The organism is Mongoliitalea lutea (assembly GCF_014652135.1).
In the GTDB taxonomy this organism is placed as follows: Bacteria; Bacteroidota; Bacteroidia; order Cytophagales; family Cyclobacteriaceae; genus Mongoliitalea; species Mongoliitalea lutea.
The window spans coordinates 125,330-143,036 of sequence record NZ_BMYF01000011.1 but is presented as its reverse complement, the minus strand read 5'-3'; the positions used below and the strand labels follow the sequence as shown (position 1 = coordinate 143,036).

The 17,707-nt window shown below is 40.0% G+C and carries 15 protein-coding genes and 1 riboswitch; of the genes, 10 read left to right on the top strand and 5 right to left on the bottom strand.

The window, feature by feature from the left end; genetic code table 11:
* Positions 1–118: 118 nt before the first annotated feature.
* A complete protein-coding gene (locus IE080_RS10555; protein ID WP_189581853.1) occupies positions 119–3,052 on the bottom strand; it encodes a DEAD/DEAH box helicase in 2,934 nt (977 codons plus the stop codon).
* A gap of 159 nt (positions 3,053–3,211) precedes the next feature.
* On the opposite strand from IE080_RS10555, the gene IE080_RS10550 reads away from it, so the two are divergent.
* The 3 genes from IE080_RS10550 (at position 3,212) to IE080_RS10540 (ending at position 7,365) form a co-directional block, all read left to right on the top strand.
* Entirely contained in the window at positions 3,212–4,648 is a 1,437-nt protein-coding gene (locus IE080_RS10550) for an APC family permease (protein WP_189581850.1), read from the top strand.
* A gap of 9 nt (positions 4,649–4,657) precedes the next feature.
* A complete protein-coding gene (locus tag IE080_RS10545; RefSeq protein WP_189581847.1) occupies positions 4,658–6,106 on the top strand; it encodes an aldo/keto reductase in 1,449 nt (482 codons plus the stop codon).
* 482 nt (positions 6,107–6,588) lie between these two features.
* Positions 6,589–7,365, top strand: coding sequence for a DUF3050 domain-containing protein (locus IE080_RS10540; protein WP_189581842.1), 777 nt, complete (start codon positions 6,589–6,591; stop codon positions 7,363–7,365).
* A 56-nt stretch (positions 7,366–7,421) separates the two neighbouring features.
* Here IE080_RS10540 and IE080_RS10535 read toward each other — a convergent pair whose 3' ends face one another.
* Complete coding sequence (locus IE080_RS10535; protein WP_189581839.1) at positions 7,422–8,369, bottom strand: pyridoxal-phosphate dependent enzyme; 948 nt, start codon at positions 8,367–8,369, stop codon at positions 7,422–7,424.
* Positions 8,370–8,491: 122 nt separating this feature from the next.
* Between IE080_RS10535 and IE080_RS10530 the strand changes: the two genes are divergently transcribed.
* Positions 8,492–9,178 carry a peptidoglycan DD-metalloendopeptidase family protein gene (locus tag IE080_RS10530; protein WP_229800581.1) on the top strand — a complete coding sequence of 229 codons (687 nt, stop codon included), beginning with the start codon at positions 8,492–8,494 and terminating at the stop codon, positions 9,176–9,178.
* Here IE080_RS10530 and IE080_RS10525 read toward each other — a convergent pair.
* Positions 9,154–9,942: a type III pantothenate kinase gene (locus tag IE080_RS10525; protein WP_189581836.1), complete on the bottom strand. Its 789-nt coding sequence runs from the start codon at positions 9,940–9,942 to the stop codon at positions 9,154–9,156. The two genes, IE080_RS10530 and IE080_RS10525, sit on opposite strands and share 25 nt — an antisense overlap.
* Positions 9,943–10,052: 110 nt before the next feature.
* On the opposite strand from IE080_RS10525, the gene IE080_RS10520 reads away from it, so the two are divergent.
* From IE080_RS10520 to IE080_RS10495, 6 genes are all read left to right on the top strand, one after another.
* Positions 10,053–10,529 carry a GNAT family N-acetyltransferase gene (locus IE080_RS10520; protein ID WP_189581834.1) on the top strand — a complete coding sequence of 159 codons (477 nt, stop codon included), beginning with the start codon at positions 10,053–10,055 and terminating at the stop codon, positions 10,527–10,529.
* Positions 10,530–10,584: 55 nt separating this feature from the next.
* The gene (locus IE080_RS10515) at positions 10,585–11,073 is read left to right on the top strand and encodes an antitoxin Xre/MbcA/ParS toxin-binding domain-containing protein (protein ID WP_189581831.1); all 489 of its coding nucleotides are present in this window, start codon (positions 10,585–10,587) and stop codon (positions 11,071–11,073) included.
* A gap of 10 nt (positions 11,074–11,083) precedes the next feature.
* Positions 11,084–11,536: an RES family NAD+ phosphorylase gene (locus tag IE080_RS10510; protein ID WP_189581828.1), complete on the top strand. Its 453-nt coding sequence runs from the start codon at positions 11,084–11,086 to the stop codon at positions 11,534–11,536.
* Positions 11,537–11,617: 81 nt separating this feature from the next.
* Entirely contained in the window at positions 11,618–12,376 is a 759-nt protein-coding gene (locus IE080_RS10505; RefSeq protein WP_189581825.1) for an SDR family NAD(P)-dependent oxidoreductase, read from the top strand.
* A gap of 196 nt (positions 12,377–12,572) precedes the next feature.
* On the top strand, positions 12,573–13,022 hold the full coding sequence (locus IE080_RS10500) for a hypothetical protein (RefSeq protein ID WP_229800580.1): 450 nt from the start codon (positions 12,573–12,575) through the stop codon (positions 13,020–13,022).
* Positions 13,023–13,026: 4 nt separating this feature from the next.
* Positions 13,027–13,509, top strand: coding sequence for a hypothetical protein (locus IE080_RS10495; protein ID WP_189581819.1), 483 nt, complete (start codon positions 13,027–13,029; stop codon positions 13,507–13,509).
* Positions 13,510–13,763: 254 nt separating this feature from the next.
* Here the strand turns inward: IE080_RS10495 and IE080_RS10490 are convergent, their stop codons facing one another.
* Both IE080_RS10490 and IE080_RS10485 read right to left on the bottom strand, forming a co-directional pair.
* The gene (locus IE080_RS10490; protein WP_189581816.1) at positions 13,764–16,160 is read right to left on the bottom strand and encodes a TonB-dependent receptor; all 2,397 of its coding nucleotides are present in this window, start codon (positions 16,158–16,160) and stop codon (positions 13,764–13,766) included.
* A 139-nt stretch (positions 16,161–16,299) separates the two neighbouring features.
* A riboswitch (TPP riboswitch) is annotated at positions 16,300–16,396 on the bottom strand.
* A 98-nt stretch (positions 16,397–16,494) separates the two neighbouring features.
* Positions 16,495–17,562 (bottom strand): fatty acid desaturase family protein, encoded by a 1,068-nt coding sequence (locus tag IE080_RS10485; protein WP_189581813.1) that lies wholly within the window; start codon positions 17,560–17,562, stop codon positions 16,495–16,497.
* Between the last annotated feature and the right edge of the window lie 145 nt (positions 17,563–17,707).

Sequence of the window (17,707 nt, the reverse complement as noted above, 5' to 3'; positions counted from 1 at the left end):
TCCAACATAGGGGCTTACTTTTCATTCATAACAGAAAGAGTAGCTATATTTATTCCTTTCAAACAATTTTCACTAATGGCCGACTTTAGTCGGACACTAGTGTTTAAATATACATTGTTTACTCCAATAAAGCCTCAATATCCTCCTTGCTCAGACTCTTCATAAAGCTTTCTTCTGTACTGATCAAGCCGTCAGCCAAAGCCATTTTCCGTTCTTGAAGGGCCATAATTTTTTCTTCAACAGTGTTTCTTGTGATGAATTTATAGATAATCACTTTATTTTCCTGACCGATTCGGTGCGCTCTATCGATGGCTTGGGCTTCTACAGCAGGATTCCACCAAGGATCCAATAGAAACACATATTCTGCTTTGGTTAAGTTAAGTCCAACTCCACCAGCTTTGAGTGAAATCAAAAATATCTTGACCGAATCATCTTCTTGGAATGCTCGCACTTGTCCTTGTCGATCTTTGGTCATCCCATCCAAATAGGCATATTTGATATTTTCTTGGTCCAAAAACTCCCTCACAATAGCCAAGTGCCGTACAAATTGGCTAAATATCAACACCTTATGTCCCTCTGATGCTGTCTCTCGCACCATGTGGATGATATTTTCCAGTTTTCCAGAGTCCCCCTCGTATGCTTTGTTGGTTAATTTTGGGTGATTGGCTATTTGTCTTAATTGGGTTAAGCCTCGAAGTAAGGTAAACTGCTGGTTTTTCAGTCCTGGTAGACCCAACTCTGATACAATCTTCTCCCGGTAGTAGCTTTTGACTTCCTCATATGCCTCCTCTTGTTCGGGAGTCATCGTGGCATATTTGATGTTAATAACTTTTTCTGGGAGATCAGTCGCCACTTGAGACTTCAACCTTCTCAAAATAAATGGCTTGATGATCGCATGTAGCTTTCCTGCCTTTTCCACATCGTAATGTTTTTCGATAGGGAGCAGAAATTGCTTCTTGAAGGTACCCTGACTTCCTAAGAGTCCCTGATTGATGAAATTCATCTGTGACCATAAATCCATGGTCCCATTTTCTACTGGTGTGCCAGTAAGGATTAATTTTTGCCTGCAATGCAATTCATTGACAGCTCTTGAGATTATGCTTCCAGGATTTTTGATCGCTTGAGATTCATCTAAGATGATGTAATTGAAATAAAACTCTTTTAAGATATCCACATCCATACGCGTAATTCCATAGGAAGTGAGCACCAAATCATATTGCGCAAAGCGCTTGCTATCTTTGATTCGCTGTGTTCCAGTATAGGTAAGGATCTTGAGTTTTGGGGCAAATTTCTTGGCTTCCAATTCCCAGTTATAAATCAGGGAAGTCGGCATCACCAACAAGGAAGTACTGCCTTCGTTTTGCTCTTTTTCATGGGCTAAGAGCGCCAAGGTCTGAACCGTCTTACCCAAACCCATATCATCTGCTAAGCATCCACCAAATTTGTATTCATTCAAAAAGCGAAGCCAATTATATCCAGCCTTTTGATATGGTCTCAATTCTCCTTTGAAATAGGGCGAAAGGGGATAGTCCTCAATTTGACTGAAATCTTTCAATTTTTCCAGTTTCCTACTAAGCGTTAGCTGAACAAGGTTATTTTCCTGCAACTGTTGCGCTAGGGAAATGTGGTGCTTTTTCAGAATAAGCTTGTTTTCTTCACCTTCAGATGGTGCGTCTTCCATGAAAGCAAACATTTCGGAATAGTTAACAAACCAGCTGTGAGGAATTACTGCGATTTCTCCGTTAGGCAATTCGAATTCCGTTTTTCCTTGAAGTAGTGTTTTTCGGATTTTTTGGAAAGGTATGGAGAATGGCCCAAACTTGATTAATGCATGCACATCAAACCAATCAATATTCTCTCTGACCTCTACAGAAATATGCGCATAACCGATGAAATAGCGTTTTCCTTGGGCATTGACTGCTTGCTTAATAGAAATTCCTAAGTCCTCAATGACAGATTTATTGGCATTGATCCATCCAAAGCCTATTGATTTTGCTTGTGAAATCCGTCCATTTTTTACATTAAGGCCCAATTTATCCAAAAAATCTGTGTAGTACTTTTCTTTGGAAAGGTCACGAATTACTTTGTGAAAAATATAATTGTCACCAATTTTTTCAACTTCTACATTGGTGCTTACCTTATTTTCTGCACGAAAGGTATAATCTCCGTAGTTGAATTGTAAATCAAAAACTATTCGGTCTTCTTCGGATTCTCCTACATCATTTCCAAATAAATCTTTTTTTGGTGTAGAAGCCAATTCGGAAAGGCATAAAAATGGAACTGGTTGGGAGCGTTCTACTTTGATATCAAAGCCAACTGCATACACATCAAAAGAAGCTACTAATTGCTTGACGAATTTTTTATAATATTGTTCTTCCACAGATTTGGGAATCACAATAAACTTTTTGTTTAAAAATGGTTTCAGTTTATGTCCATCTACATTTTTTTCGAAGTGAAAAAGTTGACCGTTGAGTACTAGCCACGCAGGTTCATGGCAGATCAGATACGCATTTTTATATTGCCACTCTAATTTTTGCCCTCCATACTTGATGGTTGGAAAATAATGCGTGTTGTCCTCATTTCTGCGGAAGTGAAATAAAACAGAAGCTTTATCAGGTAAAATTTCTATTTCCTTCCATGTTGGGTAGCCATCATTTCCCATTTCAAACAAGCGTTTACCGGGCAGGTGTTCTAAAATTTTTGCTCGGATATGCTCCAGTTTGATTTCAATTTGCTCTTGGATGATCTTGTTTTCAGTTTTGGGATCATAGATTTTGCGAAGAAATTCTTTTGCTTTTAATTTTTTGGTGTTGAACTTCTTAACTACCGCATCTTGCTGCATGTCATCCATCCATTTGATTAGCTTATAATCCATATCATCCAAACCGGCTGCAAATTCCTTGGCATTGACATGAGAGATATTTTGATATGCATAGGATAAGCGGCCTTTTTCATCTAATTGCACAGCAAACGATTCAAACAAGAGACCTAAATACTCATGGCTAAAAAGGGAATAAACAATCTCAAAAGGTTGCTCGGCAGAAACTTTCATAGGCTGAATCCCTCACAAAGAGGCTGAAATGAAATCAATTTGGGTTTTTTGACAATAAACTAGTTCGAAAATTACAGAAACTTTCAGGCAAAAAAAAATTTAGGGCATTTTTGATTTCATGTAAATTTTGATGACTTTGTTTATCCAATCGTTCAACGAATGAACCAACAATCTCTTCAAAGACAATTAGGATTAACAGGGCTTGTGGCCACAGGTGTCTGTTCCATGCTCGGGGCTTCCATCAATGTGGTTCCGTTTATGATACAAAAGCATGTTCCGGGAATTGGGGCATGGGTACTACCAGCATTTTTGTTTGCAGCGATTCCGGCTTTATTTGCAGCTTATGCCTATGCAGCACTAGCTACGGCGATGCCCAAAGCAGGGGGTAGTTATATTTATGCCAGTAGGGGCTTAAGTCCCTATTGGGGCTTTGTGGCCTCTTTTTCCCAATGGTTTGGTTTGTCGATTGTGATTGGTGTTGTTGCTTATGTGACTATTCCCTTTCTGAGAGATATAGCAGAGGCCTTGCAATGGATGGAGGTAGCATCGTTGTTGGAGACAGGTATAGTTCGAGTTGGTTTGGCGCTGTTGCTGATTTGGATCTACGTTGGGGTAAATATCCGAGGCCTTCAATCCTATGAAAAGTCAATTATTCCCTTGATGGTCCTAATGTTTGGAATGGGAGCAGTGGTGATTTTTTCGGGTTTCTACTTCAATCAGAAGGACTTTACCCAAGCAATTGTGGATAAATCAGGTGCTCAAGCTTTTTTGGAACAGACCCATTCGATTAACTTATCCACATTTTTATCTGCTGGTGCACTGTTATTTGCTAGTTTTATTGGGTTTGACTCAATTGCCCAAGCAGGTGGAGAAGCTAGAAATCCGGGTAAAAATTTACCCTTAGCTATTGCCTTGACGATAGGGATAGTGGGCTTGTATTATGTGCTGTTCACTATGGCTGTTTACAACACGGTTCCTTGGGAATATGTGGCTCAGGAAGCAAGTCTACGGGATATTACTGCCCCTGGCTTACTGGCACCTTTACTTCCTGATTATTTGATCATTATCATTGTGGCAGGAGCAGCAATAGCCTTAATCAATGATCTACCGGCCATGCTTTTGTCTGTATCACGCTTGGTATTTGCTTGGGCAGAAGATGGTATTTTCCCTAAAACGCTTTCCAGCATACATTCTTCCAATCAAACTCCTTATGCAGCGTTGATTCTGAGTGGTATTGTTGCCAGTGTGGGGGTGTTGGGTAGCCACTTTGCAGGCAATTTCTTTTTGGGTATTGATATCATGGTCACCTCCATGATGGTGAATTTCCTATTAATATGTTTGACCCTAGCTTCCATTGATAGCATCAATCCTGAATTATCCGAGAAGCTTCTCTTAGGAAAAAAGTTATCCACACGCAAAGTTATCGCTTGTGCAGGTGTTTTGATTATTGGGTTTTTCCTAGTTATCCACACCTACAAAGATTTAAATGCTACTGTTGGAGCCTGGTATTTTCATTCTACTTATGTGTGGTTGTTGGTAATGGCACTTGCCTCTTTGATATTCTTCCTTAATTTTAAGAACCTTAAAAAAGTATAAATTTTGAGTATGCAGAACTTATATACAGATTTAGCCCCAGGACTGACCATTTCCAGAGCCTTGACAGGACTTTGGCAGATTGCCGACTTAGAGCGAGACGGCAAAACATTGGATCCACTGATCACAAGTCTTCATATGGCCCCCTATCTCGAGTCGGGACTAACTACGTTTGATATGGCAGATCATTACGGTTCATCCGAAATTATTGCTGGAAAATTCCGACAAAAGCATCCCTTAGGAAAAAACGCGGTATTTTTAACCAAATGGGTACCCAAACCAGGAAAATCAAGTTTTGAGGAAACTAAGGCAGCTGTTTTATTAGCCTGTGAACGCATGCAAGTGGAGCAAATTCCCTTGCTTCAATACCATGCTTGGAATTATTTAGATCCGGTGTGGTTGGACCAATTGTTTTGGTTGAAAGAATTAAAAGAAGAAGGTTTGATAGGGCAACTAGGTGTCACAAATTTTGATGCTGCACACCTGCGCATTGCTTGTGCGTCAGGTATTCCACTGGTTAGTAATCAGGTTTCTCACTCGTTTATAGATGATAGAGCCTCTCTGGAAATATCCACAGTTTGCAATACCTACGGAGTTAAATTATTGGCTTACGGAACTTTGGCTGGTGGATTTTTAAGCAATAAATGGCTAAATAGTCCCGAACCAGACTTATCCACTTCTGGAACTTGGTCGCAGATGAAATATAAGCGATTCATTGATGCGGCTGGAGGTTGGCAGGCGTTTCAGCAAGCCTTAGATATTTTGCATGAAGTAGCGAAAAAACACCAAGCATCGATCGCAAATATAGCTACCAAATACATCTTGGATAGACCTTATGTGGCTGGGGTGATTATTGGTGCTAGATTGGGTGAGAGTGCACATATAGATGATACTTTAAGGCTGTTTGAATTTGAACTGGATGCAGTTGACAAACGTGACTTATCCACAGCGAGGGAGTTGCTGAAGCCAATTCCTGGTGATTGTGGGGATGAGTACAGAAGACCTCCATTTTTGACAGCCTCAGGAGATTTGAGTCACCACTTAGAATACATTCCCAAAACTTTTGAAGCTGTAGAGGGCCCTAATCAATCTTTGAAAGTATTTAGCGGCACTCCTTGGGAGCCGATGGCAGGATATTGCAGAGCTGTAAGAAAAGGAAACACCATAGCCGTATCAGGTACGACTGCTACACACGGGTCCCTACTTATTGGAGGCTCTGACGCAGGGGCACAGGCAGCTTTTGTTTTGGACAAAATCGAAGCTGCTATTGAGTCCTTAGGAGGCAAATTGGAAGATGTAGTCCGGACCAGAATTTTTGTCAATTCCATTCAGGATTGGGAGGCCGCTGCACGGGCACATGGGAAAAAATTTGGCCATATTCAGCCTGCTAATACGTTGGTAGAAGCAAAATTGGTTGGAGATGAGTATTTGGTTGAAATCGAGGCGGATGCTGTTTTGTGAGAGGCGAGAGAGGAGAGTTTAGAAATTTATTGAAACGAGAGATATTGAGCAGTCGAGAGTGAAATCCGCCACGGCGGACAAGTTATGCTTGCGCGATATAAGTGGATATATGCCTATCGGCGATATATTGGTGGCGTGTAAATCATAAAATTATTCTTTTAAATTTTCGAGGATTTTAGGAAAAGGCACCTATGATTTTAAAGCTAAAAACACAAAATTACAAGGTATTTGATTTCAGATGCTTAAAGAATTAACACCATCAATTACCCCGGGTTTCAACCCGTGGTCTTTAAGTTGTTGTTTTTCAAAGCTTCCGACCCCAAAGGGGTCGAACTTTAGCTGAAACTTATCAGTTAATCATGCGTTCTATTATAAAAGTGATACCGTTTATTTCAATTTTTTGAAAAATGTGCCTAAAGTCTCATCCTTTGGAAATCATTTTTTCGTAATTCAAGTTTACAACTGGAATTACCCATTGAAATATGAATCCGAATATTGAGAACTTGATGCAGGCCATTGCGCCTTACCGTGAGGAATTGTTGACCCACCCTATCTATCAGGATATGAAAACCTTGGAAGATTTCCAGCTTTTCATGGAACAGCATGTATATGCAGTATGGGATTTTATGACCTTATTGAAAGCCTTACAGTTGAAATTAACTGGCAGCAGCTTGCCTTGGAGACCATCCGGCAATCCGTTAGTAACACGATTGATCAATGATATCGTACTAGCTGAGGAGTCTGATGAAGATGGAAAGGGAGGTTATTGCAGTCACTTCGAATTGTATTTAATGGCGATGAAGGAGGCAGGTGCGGATACTCAAAAAATCGAGCGCCTTATCACTGATTTGGATTTTGGAAAGGATTTCAGAGCCTTATTGATGTGGATGGAGATCCCTGAAAGTACCAAAGAGTTTCTCTTAACCAACTATGCCTTGGTGGAAAATGGGAAAGCACACGAAATTGCAGCATCATTTACCTTGGGAAGAGAAGACCTTATTCCGGATATGTTCCGAAAATTGGTCAATGACCTTATCAGTACCAAACCTGAGCAGCTACAAACCTTAGAATACTATTTTGACAGACATATTCACTTGGACGAAGACCATCACGGCCCTTTAGCTATGCGAATGTTGGAAGACCTTTGTGGAGATGATCCAATCAAGTGGGAAGAAACAACCAACGCTGCTATAGAAGCGCTAAAAGTACGTAAAGTGCTTTGGGATGGCATTCACGAGCATATTCTTCAAACCGTCTAATTGTAAAAAATTAAATTGAACACAAAATAATAAGAGCGCAGAATTCTGCGCTCTTATTATTTAAATGGGAGTTTGGCCAAATCTACATTACCACCAGACAATATAATTCCGACTTTTTGACCCGTAAATCGTGCTTTGTTTTTAAGCAAAGCAGCTAATGGCACGGCACAACTTGGTTCGATGACAATTTTCATACGCTCATAAATCAAGCGCATAGCTTCGATAATTTCGGCATCATCGACTATCAAAATATCGTCTACATACTCCATGATGATGGCAAAATTAATTTTCCCTAAGGATGTCAATAAGCCGTCAGAAATGGTTTTGGGACTTACCATTGGGATTAATTCCTTTGCTTGAAAAGAGCGGTAAGCATCGTCTGCACCAGCAGGTTCTCCGGCAATCACTTTTGTCTGAGGTGAGATATACTTGGTTGTCAGTGCAGTACCTCCGAGCAATCCTCCACCACCGACAGGTGCCATAATGGTATCGAATGGAATATCTTCTTTCCACATTTCTAGGACACAAGTAGCTTGCCCCTCTATCACATCAAAATAATCGTATGGGGGAATAAATGTAGCTCCTGTTTTTTCGACAACAGCCTGTAAAGTTGTCTCACGGGCCATCAAATTAGGTTCACACTCAATAATTTCACCCCCATATCCTTTCACGGCTTTTTTCTTGATTTCAGGTGCATTGGAAGGCATCACGATGTAAGCAGGAATACCCGCAACAGAAGCGGCTCTAGCCAATGCTGCTGCGTGATTGCCTGAGGAATGGGTTGCTACTCCATGGGCTTTTTGTTCGGGAGTTAATTTCATCACTGCATTCGCCGCACCTCTTGCCTTGAAAGCTCCAACTTTTTGAAAGTTTTCACATTTGAAGAAAATCTCACAACCTGCGATTTCATTAATTGCCTCTGATTTTAGTAGAGGTGTATTGTGAATAAATGGCTGAATGCGTTCATGCGCCGCTTGTATATCGGCCAAACTTGGAAATTTCATAGGGTTCAATTAATGCTTGAAGTTACAAATTACTTGCATTCGACTGATATGGAAATATGTTGAAGGTAAAATTTTACAGAAAAGGCTACGCTTAGAATGCTTCTTCGGTTAATTTTGAACCCATGCAGTATCCACCAATTGAACAATTTCTGTCTAATACAACCGTATTTCCTGTGCTTGGGAAACAGCTTACCTTAGAAAATACGGCGGAAATGGATTTTTCTCCTAAAAATGAAGCGTTGAAACGAGTTGACTTATCGAATACTAAGGTTTTTGATGACTATGTATTTGATTTACTTAGACAACAAGGCAAAGAATTTGGGATAGGGGGCTACTTTGAACATCGGGCTATTTATAGCAGAAGCTTGGTATTTGCTACGGATGCTGCTGATTTCAGAGATATCCACATGGGAATTGATATTTGGGCTGCGGCTTTCACCCCTCTTTTTGCTCCCTTAGATGGAGTTATCCACAGCTTTCAGGACAATGCAGGTTTTGGAAATTATGGACCTACTGTCATCTTGGAACACAAAATCGATGGCCAATCCCTGTTTTCTTTGTATGGACACTTGTGTTTAGATGATTTGAAAGGCATTGAAGTAGGGCAGGTGCTTAAGGCAGGGGAAAAGTTTGCTCGTATAGGACCATTTCCTGAAAATGGCGATTGGCCACCGCACCTGCATTTTCAATTGATGTGGGACATGTTGGGAAATTGGGGTGATTTTCCTGGTGTTTGTTCGCATAGAGATCAGGAGAAATTCAAGCAAATTTGTCCCGATCCGACTTATTTGATCACTTTTCTCTCCTGATTAGCTAAGGTTACCAACCGAACACCCTCTACCGTTAAGTAACGGTCTACTAAATCGAATTCCTGCTGCAAGGAAGTCAATATAGAAGACAGTCCTCCTGTAGCAATGATATGACAGCGATAACCCAATTCGAGTTGAATGCCTTTGAGCATTTCCTTCACCAGGCCCACATAGCCATATAATACCCCGGCTTGAATGGCATGCACTGTATCTTTTCCCAGCAGGGATTTTGGCAAGGTCAGTTCGACTTCGGGTAATTTGGCAGTGTTAGAAAATAAGGATTTTATGGCTGTTTTTAATCCCGGAGCAATATTGACTCCTAAAATCTGTCCATCCTCACCAATAACTGTAAAGGTTAAAGCTGTTCCAAAATCAACCACAATACACGGTCCTGCCATGCGCTCAAATGCAGCATAGGCATTACACATCAAATCTGAACCTATTTCGCTTGGGCGAGCGGTCTTCACCGAAAGTAAGCGATAGGATTCAGGACCAATTAAAAAGCAGGATTTACCTAAGTACTCTACACAAAATTGTTGCAGTACCTGATTGACTTCAGGGACGACAGATGAAATCCCCACGCCTGTAATCTCATCGATTTTGATCTCATTTTCAAGGAAAAATAGATGAATGCTTTTCTCTAAACTCAAAACCGTAAGTCTCTTGGAGGTTTTTACCCGAAATTCATGAATCCAATGCTGCTTTACCTCATCATAAAAGGCGAAGACTATATTGGAGTTACCTGCGTCAATTGAACAAAACATGGCCCTAAGTTAGAAATAATTGCCTACGCTGATGTAGGAAAAGATCCAATTATCCATTACAGCTTTTATTTTTTTCAAATATTCCCCACCTTCAACCAAAATCAATCACTATGTATCAGATCAGAGAAGGAAAAATTGAGGACCTACCACGAGTTTTGGAATTGGTAAAAGAGCTTGCCTTATATGAAAAAGCTCCAGAACAAGTTATCAACACGGTTGAAAAAATGGAACAGGATGGCTTTGGTCCACAGCCTGTTTTTGGATTTTATGTTGCTATCAAAGAAGCCACTCAAGAAATCATAGGCATCTCCATCTATTATTATCGCTACAGTACTTGGAAAGGAAAGCGATTGTATCTAGAAGATATTGTCGTGACAGAATCCGAGCGGGGGAATGGTGCAGGGAAGCTACTATTTGACCAAACCATGCAAAAATGCTTGGATGATGGATGCTCTGGAATGACCTGGCAAGTGTTGGACTGGAACGAACCCGCCATTAATTTTTATAAAAAATATGGTGCCGACCTTGATGGAGAGTGGATCAATTGCAACCTACAGGATTATCAGATTCGAGAAATACTTAAATGATTGCAAATGCAATAAATAATATTTGCAATTAACATTATTTTGATTAAATTTGTGTATGGCGTATGCATCTAAAAAGTATTCATTCCCCTCACGGCTTACCGAAAGTCAAGGTATCTCATCCTTTCAGGAGGGTAGAGAGGAGTATTATTTTTTCAAGCAAGATTTAGGATACGCTACAGTCGCAGAGCCGTTGTTGGTAGAGGAGCGTTTTCGTTTATCTGAGACCATGGTTCTGTTTGATTACTTTCAATATACCCAAGCAGAGATTGCCGTGTTGATGGAGGTTGATCCGAGCACATTAGTACGTTGGAAAAAAGATGACCGTTTATTGACCAAGTTGCTCACCAAAAGTATCAAGGATATGGATAAGATAGTTGCCAAAGGTATTCGCATATTTGGATCAGAGGAGTTGTTTTCCACTTGGCTTCATACCATCAATGAGGCTTTAGGCGCTCAAAAGCCTGTGGATATCTTATTGCATCCACGGGGTATAGATTTGGTGGATCAGGCATTGGATGCTATGTCTTGGGGTACAGTATTTTGATTTATCCACATTGAGATACTACAGACTTATTGAGAATCTAGAGGGGAGAACACCCTTAGGTTTCGGTCCAGGTTCGGGAAGATGGAATCAATATGGAACCCCCTTGATCTATGCCTGTAGCCATACATCGCTAAATTTTCTGGAATTGCTAAGTATCCGAGGACCAGTGGTCACAAAAAGCCAATGGTCCTTGGTCATTTTTGATGTACATGCAGAAATCCCCTATGTGGATAGCGTAGATCTTCCAAAAGATTGGACACATAGACCCCATCCCAAAAGCACTCAATATATGGGAACTTATTGGGCTCAGCAAAACGATTCTACTGCATTGAAAGTGCCTTCCTGTAGAATACCCTTAGTGAATTATCCACAGGAACATAACTTACTTTTGAATCCATTACACCCAGATTTTTTGAATCAGGTGGATTTGATCGGAATAGAACCGGTCAACTTTTTGGTTTAGTGTGCTTACTTGTGGAAAAGTATTTGAAACAAGTAAATCCTTTTCTTTAACTTACAGACAGAAAAATCAACCCACAATCTTATGCATGTATCATTGAAAGGTCAGCGAATTTTGGTGACAGGAGCTTCCAGAGGTATTGGAAGAGGGATAGCCGAACAGTTATCCACATCAGGAGCAGAGCTGTTACTGCATTACAATCGAAATGAGGAGGAAGCCAAAAAGCTTCAGGACTCCTTGGCAGGAAAAAGCTATTTAGTGCCTTGTGATCTTTCGGATTTGAGTGCAGTAAAAGGCTGGTTTAGAGAATTGACAGAAACCTATGGTAAGATTGATGCAGTTGTCAACAATGCAGGGATAGCTATTTCCATCCCTGATAATGCCCCAACAGAAGAATGGACAGATGCTTGGTTGCAAACGATGAATGTCAATATCAATGCTTTGGCGATCATCACCAAAGAGTTTGTCGAGCATGCGATTGAAAACCAACAAGGCAGAGTTATCAACATTTCTTCTAGAGCTGCGTTTCGAGGAGATACTCCAGACTACCTCGCTTATGCTGCCTCCAAAGCTGCGATAGTGAGTTATACACGATCCATTGCCCGCTACTATGGCAAATCAGGCATTAAAGCATTTATCATTGCACCCGGCTTTACCCGTACGGATATGGCTCAGGATTTTATGGATCAGTATGGAGAAGCGTATGCGCTAAACGATATTGCGCTGAAAGAATTAACCGAGCCAAAAGATATAGCCCCTATGGTCACCTTACTGTGTTCGGGGTTGGCAGACCATGCTACGGGATGTACCATCGATATCAATGCAGGTTCATATGTGCATTAAAATCTGATGCTAAGCTTCCAAACTTTTGGAAAGTCAATTCGGTTAAATAGGCATGGCTTCTGCAAATTCTGATTCCTTTTCGCCGGAGATGATTCGAATCCTGAAAATTTTCGGGATTAGTACACTAGTATTCGTGTTTATTATGTCTTTTTTTAATGAAAAGAGGGCGAATAATTCAGGGGATGAATCCTCTGAAATGAGAATCACAGATGCTGACCGATTATATTTTCGGAATGTACGGGCAAGTACCTTTGATTTGGAGGGGAGAAATGATGCCAAAATGAATATCTACCGCCACGGTAAACGGGATACATCACAAGAAAAGCCAACACTAAACTTTGCGATCTTGTTAAATCGTGTAGTAGATGAAGCATACATCTTTATTGAGCCATATCCCGAAGAGTTGCCTCTATATTTAAAATTGACTTCTGCTGAGGGTATGACTTCAGAATTAACCTTTTATGGAGGTAATAAATTTGATCATTTCACTTTCGCCATGGATTTTTTTGAAAAATATGGTGAGGGAGTGCAACTCAGTATGAAAGTTCAGGAGGATTGGATTCCAATCTTAGAAGAAGAAAAAGAGCGAGATATTCTAAAAACGGTTTTTTCGGACTATTTTAGATTGATCAATAGACCCAACTGAAACCATGGATTTAATGCGACTGGAGAATCTCTGGAAATTTCTTTGCCAGAAGAACAACCTCCGTTTGGACATTTACAATGTAGATGGAGTTATCCACTATGTGGTCATTCGGCCACGACTCATTTTGGATTATAAATTTCCGTTAAAAAACTCCAGTGTAGGCTACTTATCAGTTTATGATAAGGGGTTTGATCAAGAGCATGTAAAGAAAAATATTCTTTCTGAAAAAAAGACTTTTGGCTTCAAGCCTACGGCTAATGCATTCCAAAATGGCCCTCAAAAAATTCCTTCAAACTTATCCACATTGAGCAAAAAGTACTCTCTCAAACTCATGGAAGACTTCGAAAGCAGAAATAGAATTGAACTCTACCCTTTCCAATCTACCAATGTTTTTGAGCTTATAGAAATCATTAACCTCCTTTCCCAACACATCAAGCAAGTCAACTTCTTCGCTCCCCTTCCCCAAAAAATATCAAAAGGAGTTTGATTTATCCACAATACATAATTTTGACACAGATCTCTACTGATAAACACAAATCTCCACAGTTTTTACTTCCACAATCCAGCAAGTAATCAACTTTAAATACATCATTAACCAATTAGCTGATAACAAATTGGCGACAGCCAAAATATCTGTGTCAAAAATCTTCCATGTCTTCGGCGCTTTCCGTATACCAAAAAAATCCCGCAAAAGAATGTGGATAACTCTCTTGCGGGATCTAAGATTGGTACAACTCATATTTAAAACAAAAACTTCACACCAGCTAGGAAATTGGTTCCAGCTTGTGGATAAAAGAAATTCTCGGTAACCAACTCTCTCCCTCCCATCGCTTCTGCTGGCACGAAGTAACTGAATGTATATCCATTTGGCTCGTAAAGCCTATTAAAGATATTGTTCACCAAAAGCGTTACTTCCATATTTTTCACAAAACGTGGTCTCATAGAATAATTGAATCGCAAGTCGGACGTCCAGAATGCATTTAGAGAACGGGCTTCATTTTGGGTATTGTCTAAGAATTGCCGGCCAACATACTTGTTGAGTAAGGATAATTCTAATCCTTTGAAGGGTCTATAATCAACAATTGCCGCCGCAACCACATTGGGAGAAAAAGCAATGTCCGTATTGGTATGAACGATCATTTCTTGTCTAAAATCAGCTGTAGAATAATCATCTAAGTATTCAATGAACTCTTCTATCTTATTCCTACTTAAAGCAAGATTACCACCCAGCGTCCATTTATCGGCCAACTTGTAAGCTCCATCCAGTTCAATCCCCATACGATAAGAGTTGTCCACATTGTCACGTACATAAGCACCAACATCGTTTAAATGACCTGTCAACACCAACTGATCTCTATACTTCATGTAATAAAAATTAGCATTGTAAGTGAATGTACCAGACTGCACGCGATAACCTGCTTCAATATTTTGCAAATTTTCATGCCTTGGCGCCCTATCAATAATCGGTGAATCTGTAAAGTCCCTTCTAACCGGTTCACGATTAGCAACAGCATAAGAAGCATACCATTGCTTTCCTTGACTTACCTGATAGGTCAACCCGACTTTGGGATTGAAGAAAGCAAAATTCACATCACCCGTTACATCACGCAAATCATTGTTGATCCCCTCAAAGCTATAATCAATCCATCTACCTTGAAGGTCACCAAACAAATATAATTTTTCAGTAGCCTGATATGTGACCTTTCCATAGATGTTGATATCATCTTTAATAGCCACATTATCATAATAGCGATCACGAATATTCACTGGTCCTGCAAACTGCATCCAAATAATCTCCCCAAAATGATCACCAATATAACGATTAGCCCCACCTCCTAAAGTCAAATCCCAACGAGCATCTTCTGTCATGTAGTTCAAAGAAAATACACCTCCAAAAAAATCGTTGTCTAGCCATCTTCTACGGATAATATCCATCCTTGAAATAGTAGAACCACCAATCTCTAAATTAGGTAATCCATATCTATTCAAACGATCGTTTGCTCTAAACTGCTCAAAAAAACCGCGGCCATAGGTGTAATGCAAGGCCGCATTGGCTTTCAGACCTTCACCCAGTTCACCTGTATATATTAACTGGTAATGATTTTGCTTATAATCATCTACCTGATTATCATAAGTATAAGGATTGAAGGTCCGGTTGGTACGCAAAAGATTTTCTGGCACACCTTCCCAAGCCTGATAGGTCACTTCTGCGCCTGCAAAGACATTCATTTTAACTACATGCTTTTCCCCATAATACCCCCCAGAAAAGAAGTAAGAGCGTAAATTGGAAGAAGCACGGTCAATGTAACCATCTGATGTAATCTGAGAAAGTCTTCCATCAAAAGCCCAACGGTTATTGATCAATCCTGTACCAACTTTCACCATATGCCTTCTGGTATTAAAAGATCCAAATGAGTTATCTACCTCCGCAAATGCCTCATCTTGGCGGGTATCTGTTTGTATATTCAGACTCGCACCAAAAGTTGCAGCTCCGTTAGTTGATGTTCCTACCCCTCGCTGAATCTGAATGTTATCCACAGATGAAGCAAAGTCTGGCATATTGACCCAGAAGACTCCATGTGATTCGGCATCATTCATAGGTATCCCATTGACCGTGACATTGATTCTCGTTTGGTCTGAGCCTCTAATTCGTAAGCCTGTATATCCTACTCCTGCTCCTGCATCAGAAAAAGACACTACTGAGGGTGTAAAATTTAACAGGATTGGCATGTCCTGACCCAAATTTAATTTAGCTATGTCTTCTTTACTTACATTACTAAACGTTGTAGGAGTCTTTTCACCAGCCCGTGTTGCAAAGACTATAAATTCCTCTGTTTGAATAGCTTTGGAGCTCAATACTACTTGTAGCTCTACACTTTGCGGCACATTAATCTCTTGGGTAAAAATTTCATAACCCAAATAACTTACCCACAGGGTATACTTACCAGCTGGAATATTCCGGATATCAAATCTTCCCTGAAGATCTGTGGTAGAACCTCTACCAGTACCGGTAAGTACCACATTTGCACCAGGAAGCAATTCTCCAGAAACATTTTTGACAACACCTTTGACAGCTGTTTGGCCAAATGATAGACTTGTCAGGCTCAAAAAGAGCAATACCATGTAAATTTTTTTCATGATTTTAATGCAACATGCATTTTGGTTAAACATAGAAAAATCAAGGGGCGATTTTTCTTTTCAATTGTTTACCCGACCTGAAAACACGCAAACATGCGCGCACAACAATAGGACTAAGCCATCATTTTGAAATACGTGTATTCAGTTTTACTCATTTCCCTTCGCCGGCACTACCCGGATCAGGTATTGTGGGTATGATCTCAGCCCGTGATGTTAGGGCACCCCTCATGATCTATGGGCAAAGCTATGGTGAGGAATTGGAAAAAACAACCATCACAAAAAAGGCTTTTTCCTCCTCCGAGAAAAAAGCCTAATAAAATGAGCTGAAATGAAACTATGAACTTTGTCCCAAATGTCTCAAATGATTGATGTGTGAGGCTAGCGCTACTCTCATTTTTGGATGCTCAATGTATGGAATACCATACTCTTGACAAGTTTGCTTGATGATCTGCGATATAGCAGGGTAGTGAATATGGGAAATGTTCGGAAACAAATGATGTTCAATCTGAAAATTCAATCCACCAATAAACCAAGATAGCACCTTATTTCTAGTAGCAAAATTTGCTGTAGTTTTTAACTGATGAATCGCCCAATCATCTTCCAACTTATTCGTTGCCTTATCTGGAACAGGGAAAGAGGTTTCTTCAAGTACATGTGCTAACTGGAAAACAACACTCATGATAACACCTGTAGCAAGACCAAATATCATAAAACCTGCTAACCAAGGTAAAAAACCAACCATGTAAATTGGTAGGACTATGAATAAAAAGAGATGTACCACTTTAAAGCCCCAGAAAGAGATATGTTCTTTCACATCCATTTTTTTGATAGGCGTTTCGCCAACTTTTCTAGTCACGTATTTCTTATAATCGGTGAAAAACACCCAGTAGAAATACAGAATAGAATAAATGAAAATGAAGTAGCGATGCTGATACTTGTGGATTTTGTACCGTTTTTGGGTTGGTCCCAACCGTAAAAACACCCCTGCATTCAAGTCATCATCATGATCATCTACATTCGTAAACGAATGATGAGCTACGTTATGCTTGGTTTTCCACATGAAAACATTAGCTCCTAAGAAATTGATGGAGATACCAGCCAGTTCATTTACCCAGCCTTTTCTACTGAAACTTCCATGAGCTCCATCATGCATGACATTGAATCCAATGCCAGCTGTCAAAGCTCCTAGAATAATTGCTTCCAAGATGGCAAATGGCCAAAATGGAGTGAAAAAAACCAGATGGATGTAGATAAAAACAAATGCAATAACCATGACTACTGCTTTGAAATACAAAGAGAAGTTTCCTGTTGGCTTGATGTTTTTTTCAGTAAAATAGTTTTTGATCCTTTCTTTTAAATCGGCATGAAAGGAAGATGCCGTACTAAATCTTGGGGGACGCATGTGTAATAAATGGGGGATAATTAGTTAATCAGAATGAAAAATAAACTAAGGGATTATGTAACATTCCTGCTATAAAGTTAAGCTTTATTTGCATATTTCCAAGCTAGCATTTGAAAATACAGGAAATTGACTTGTACAAAAAATA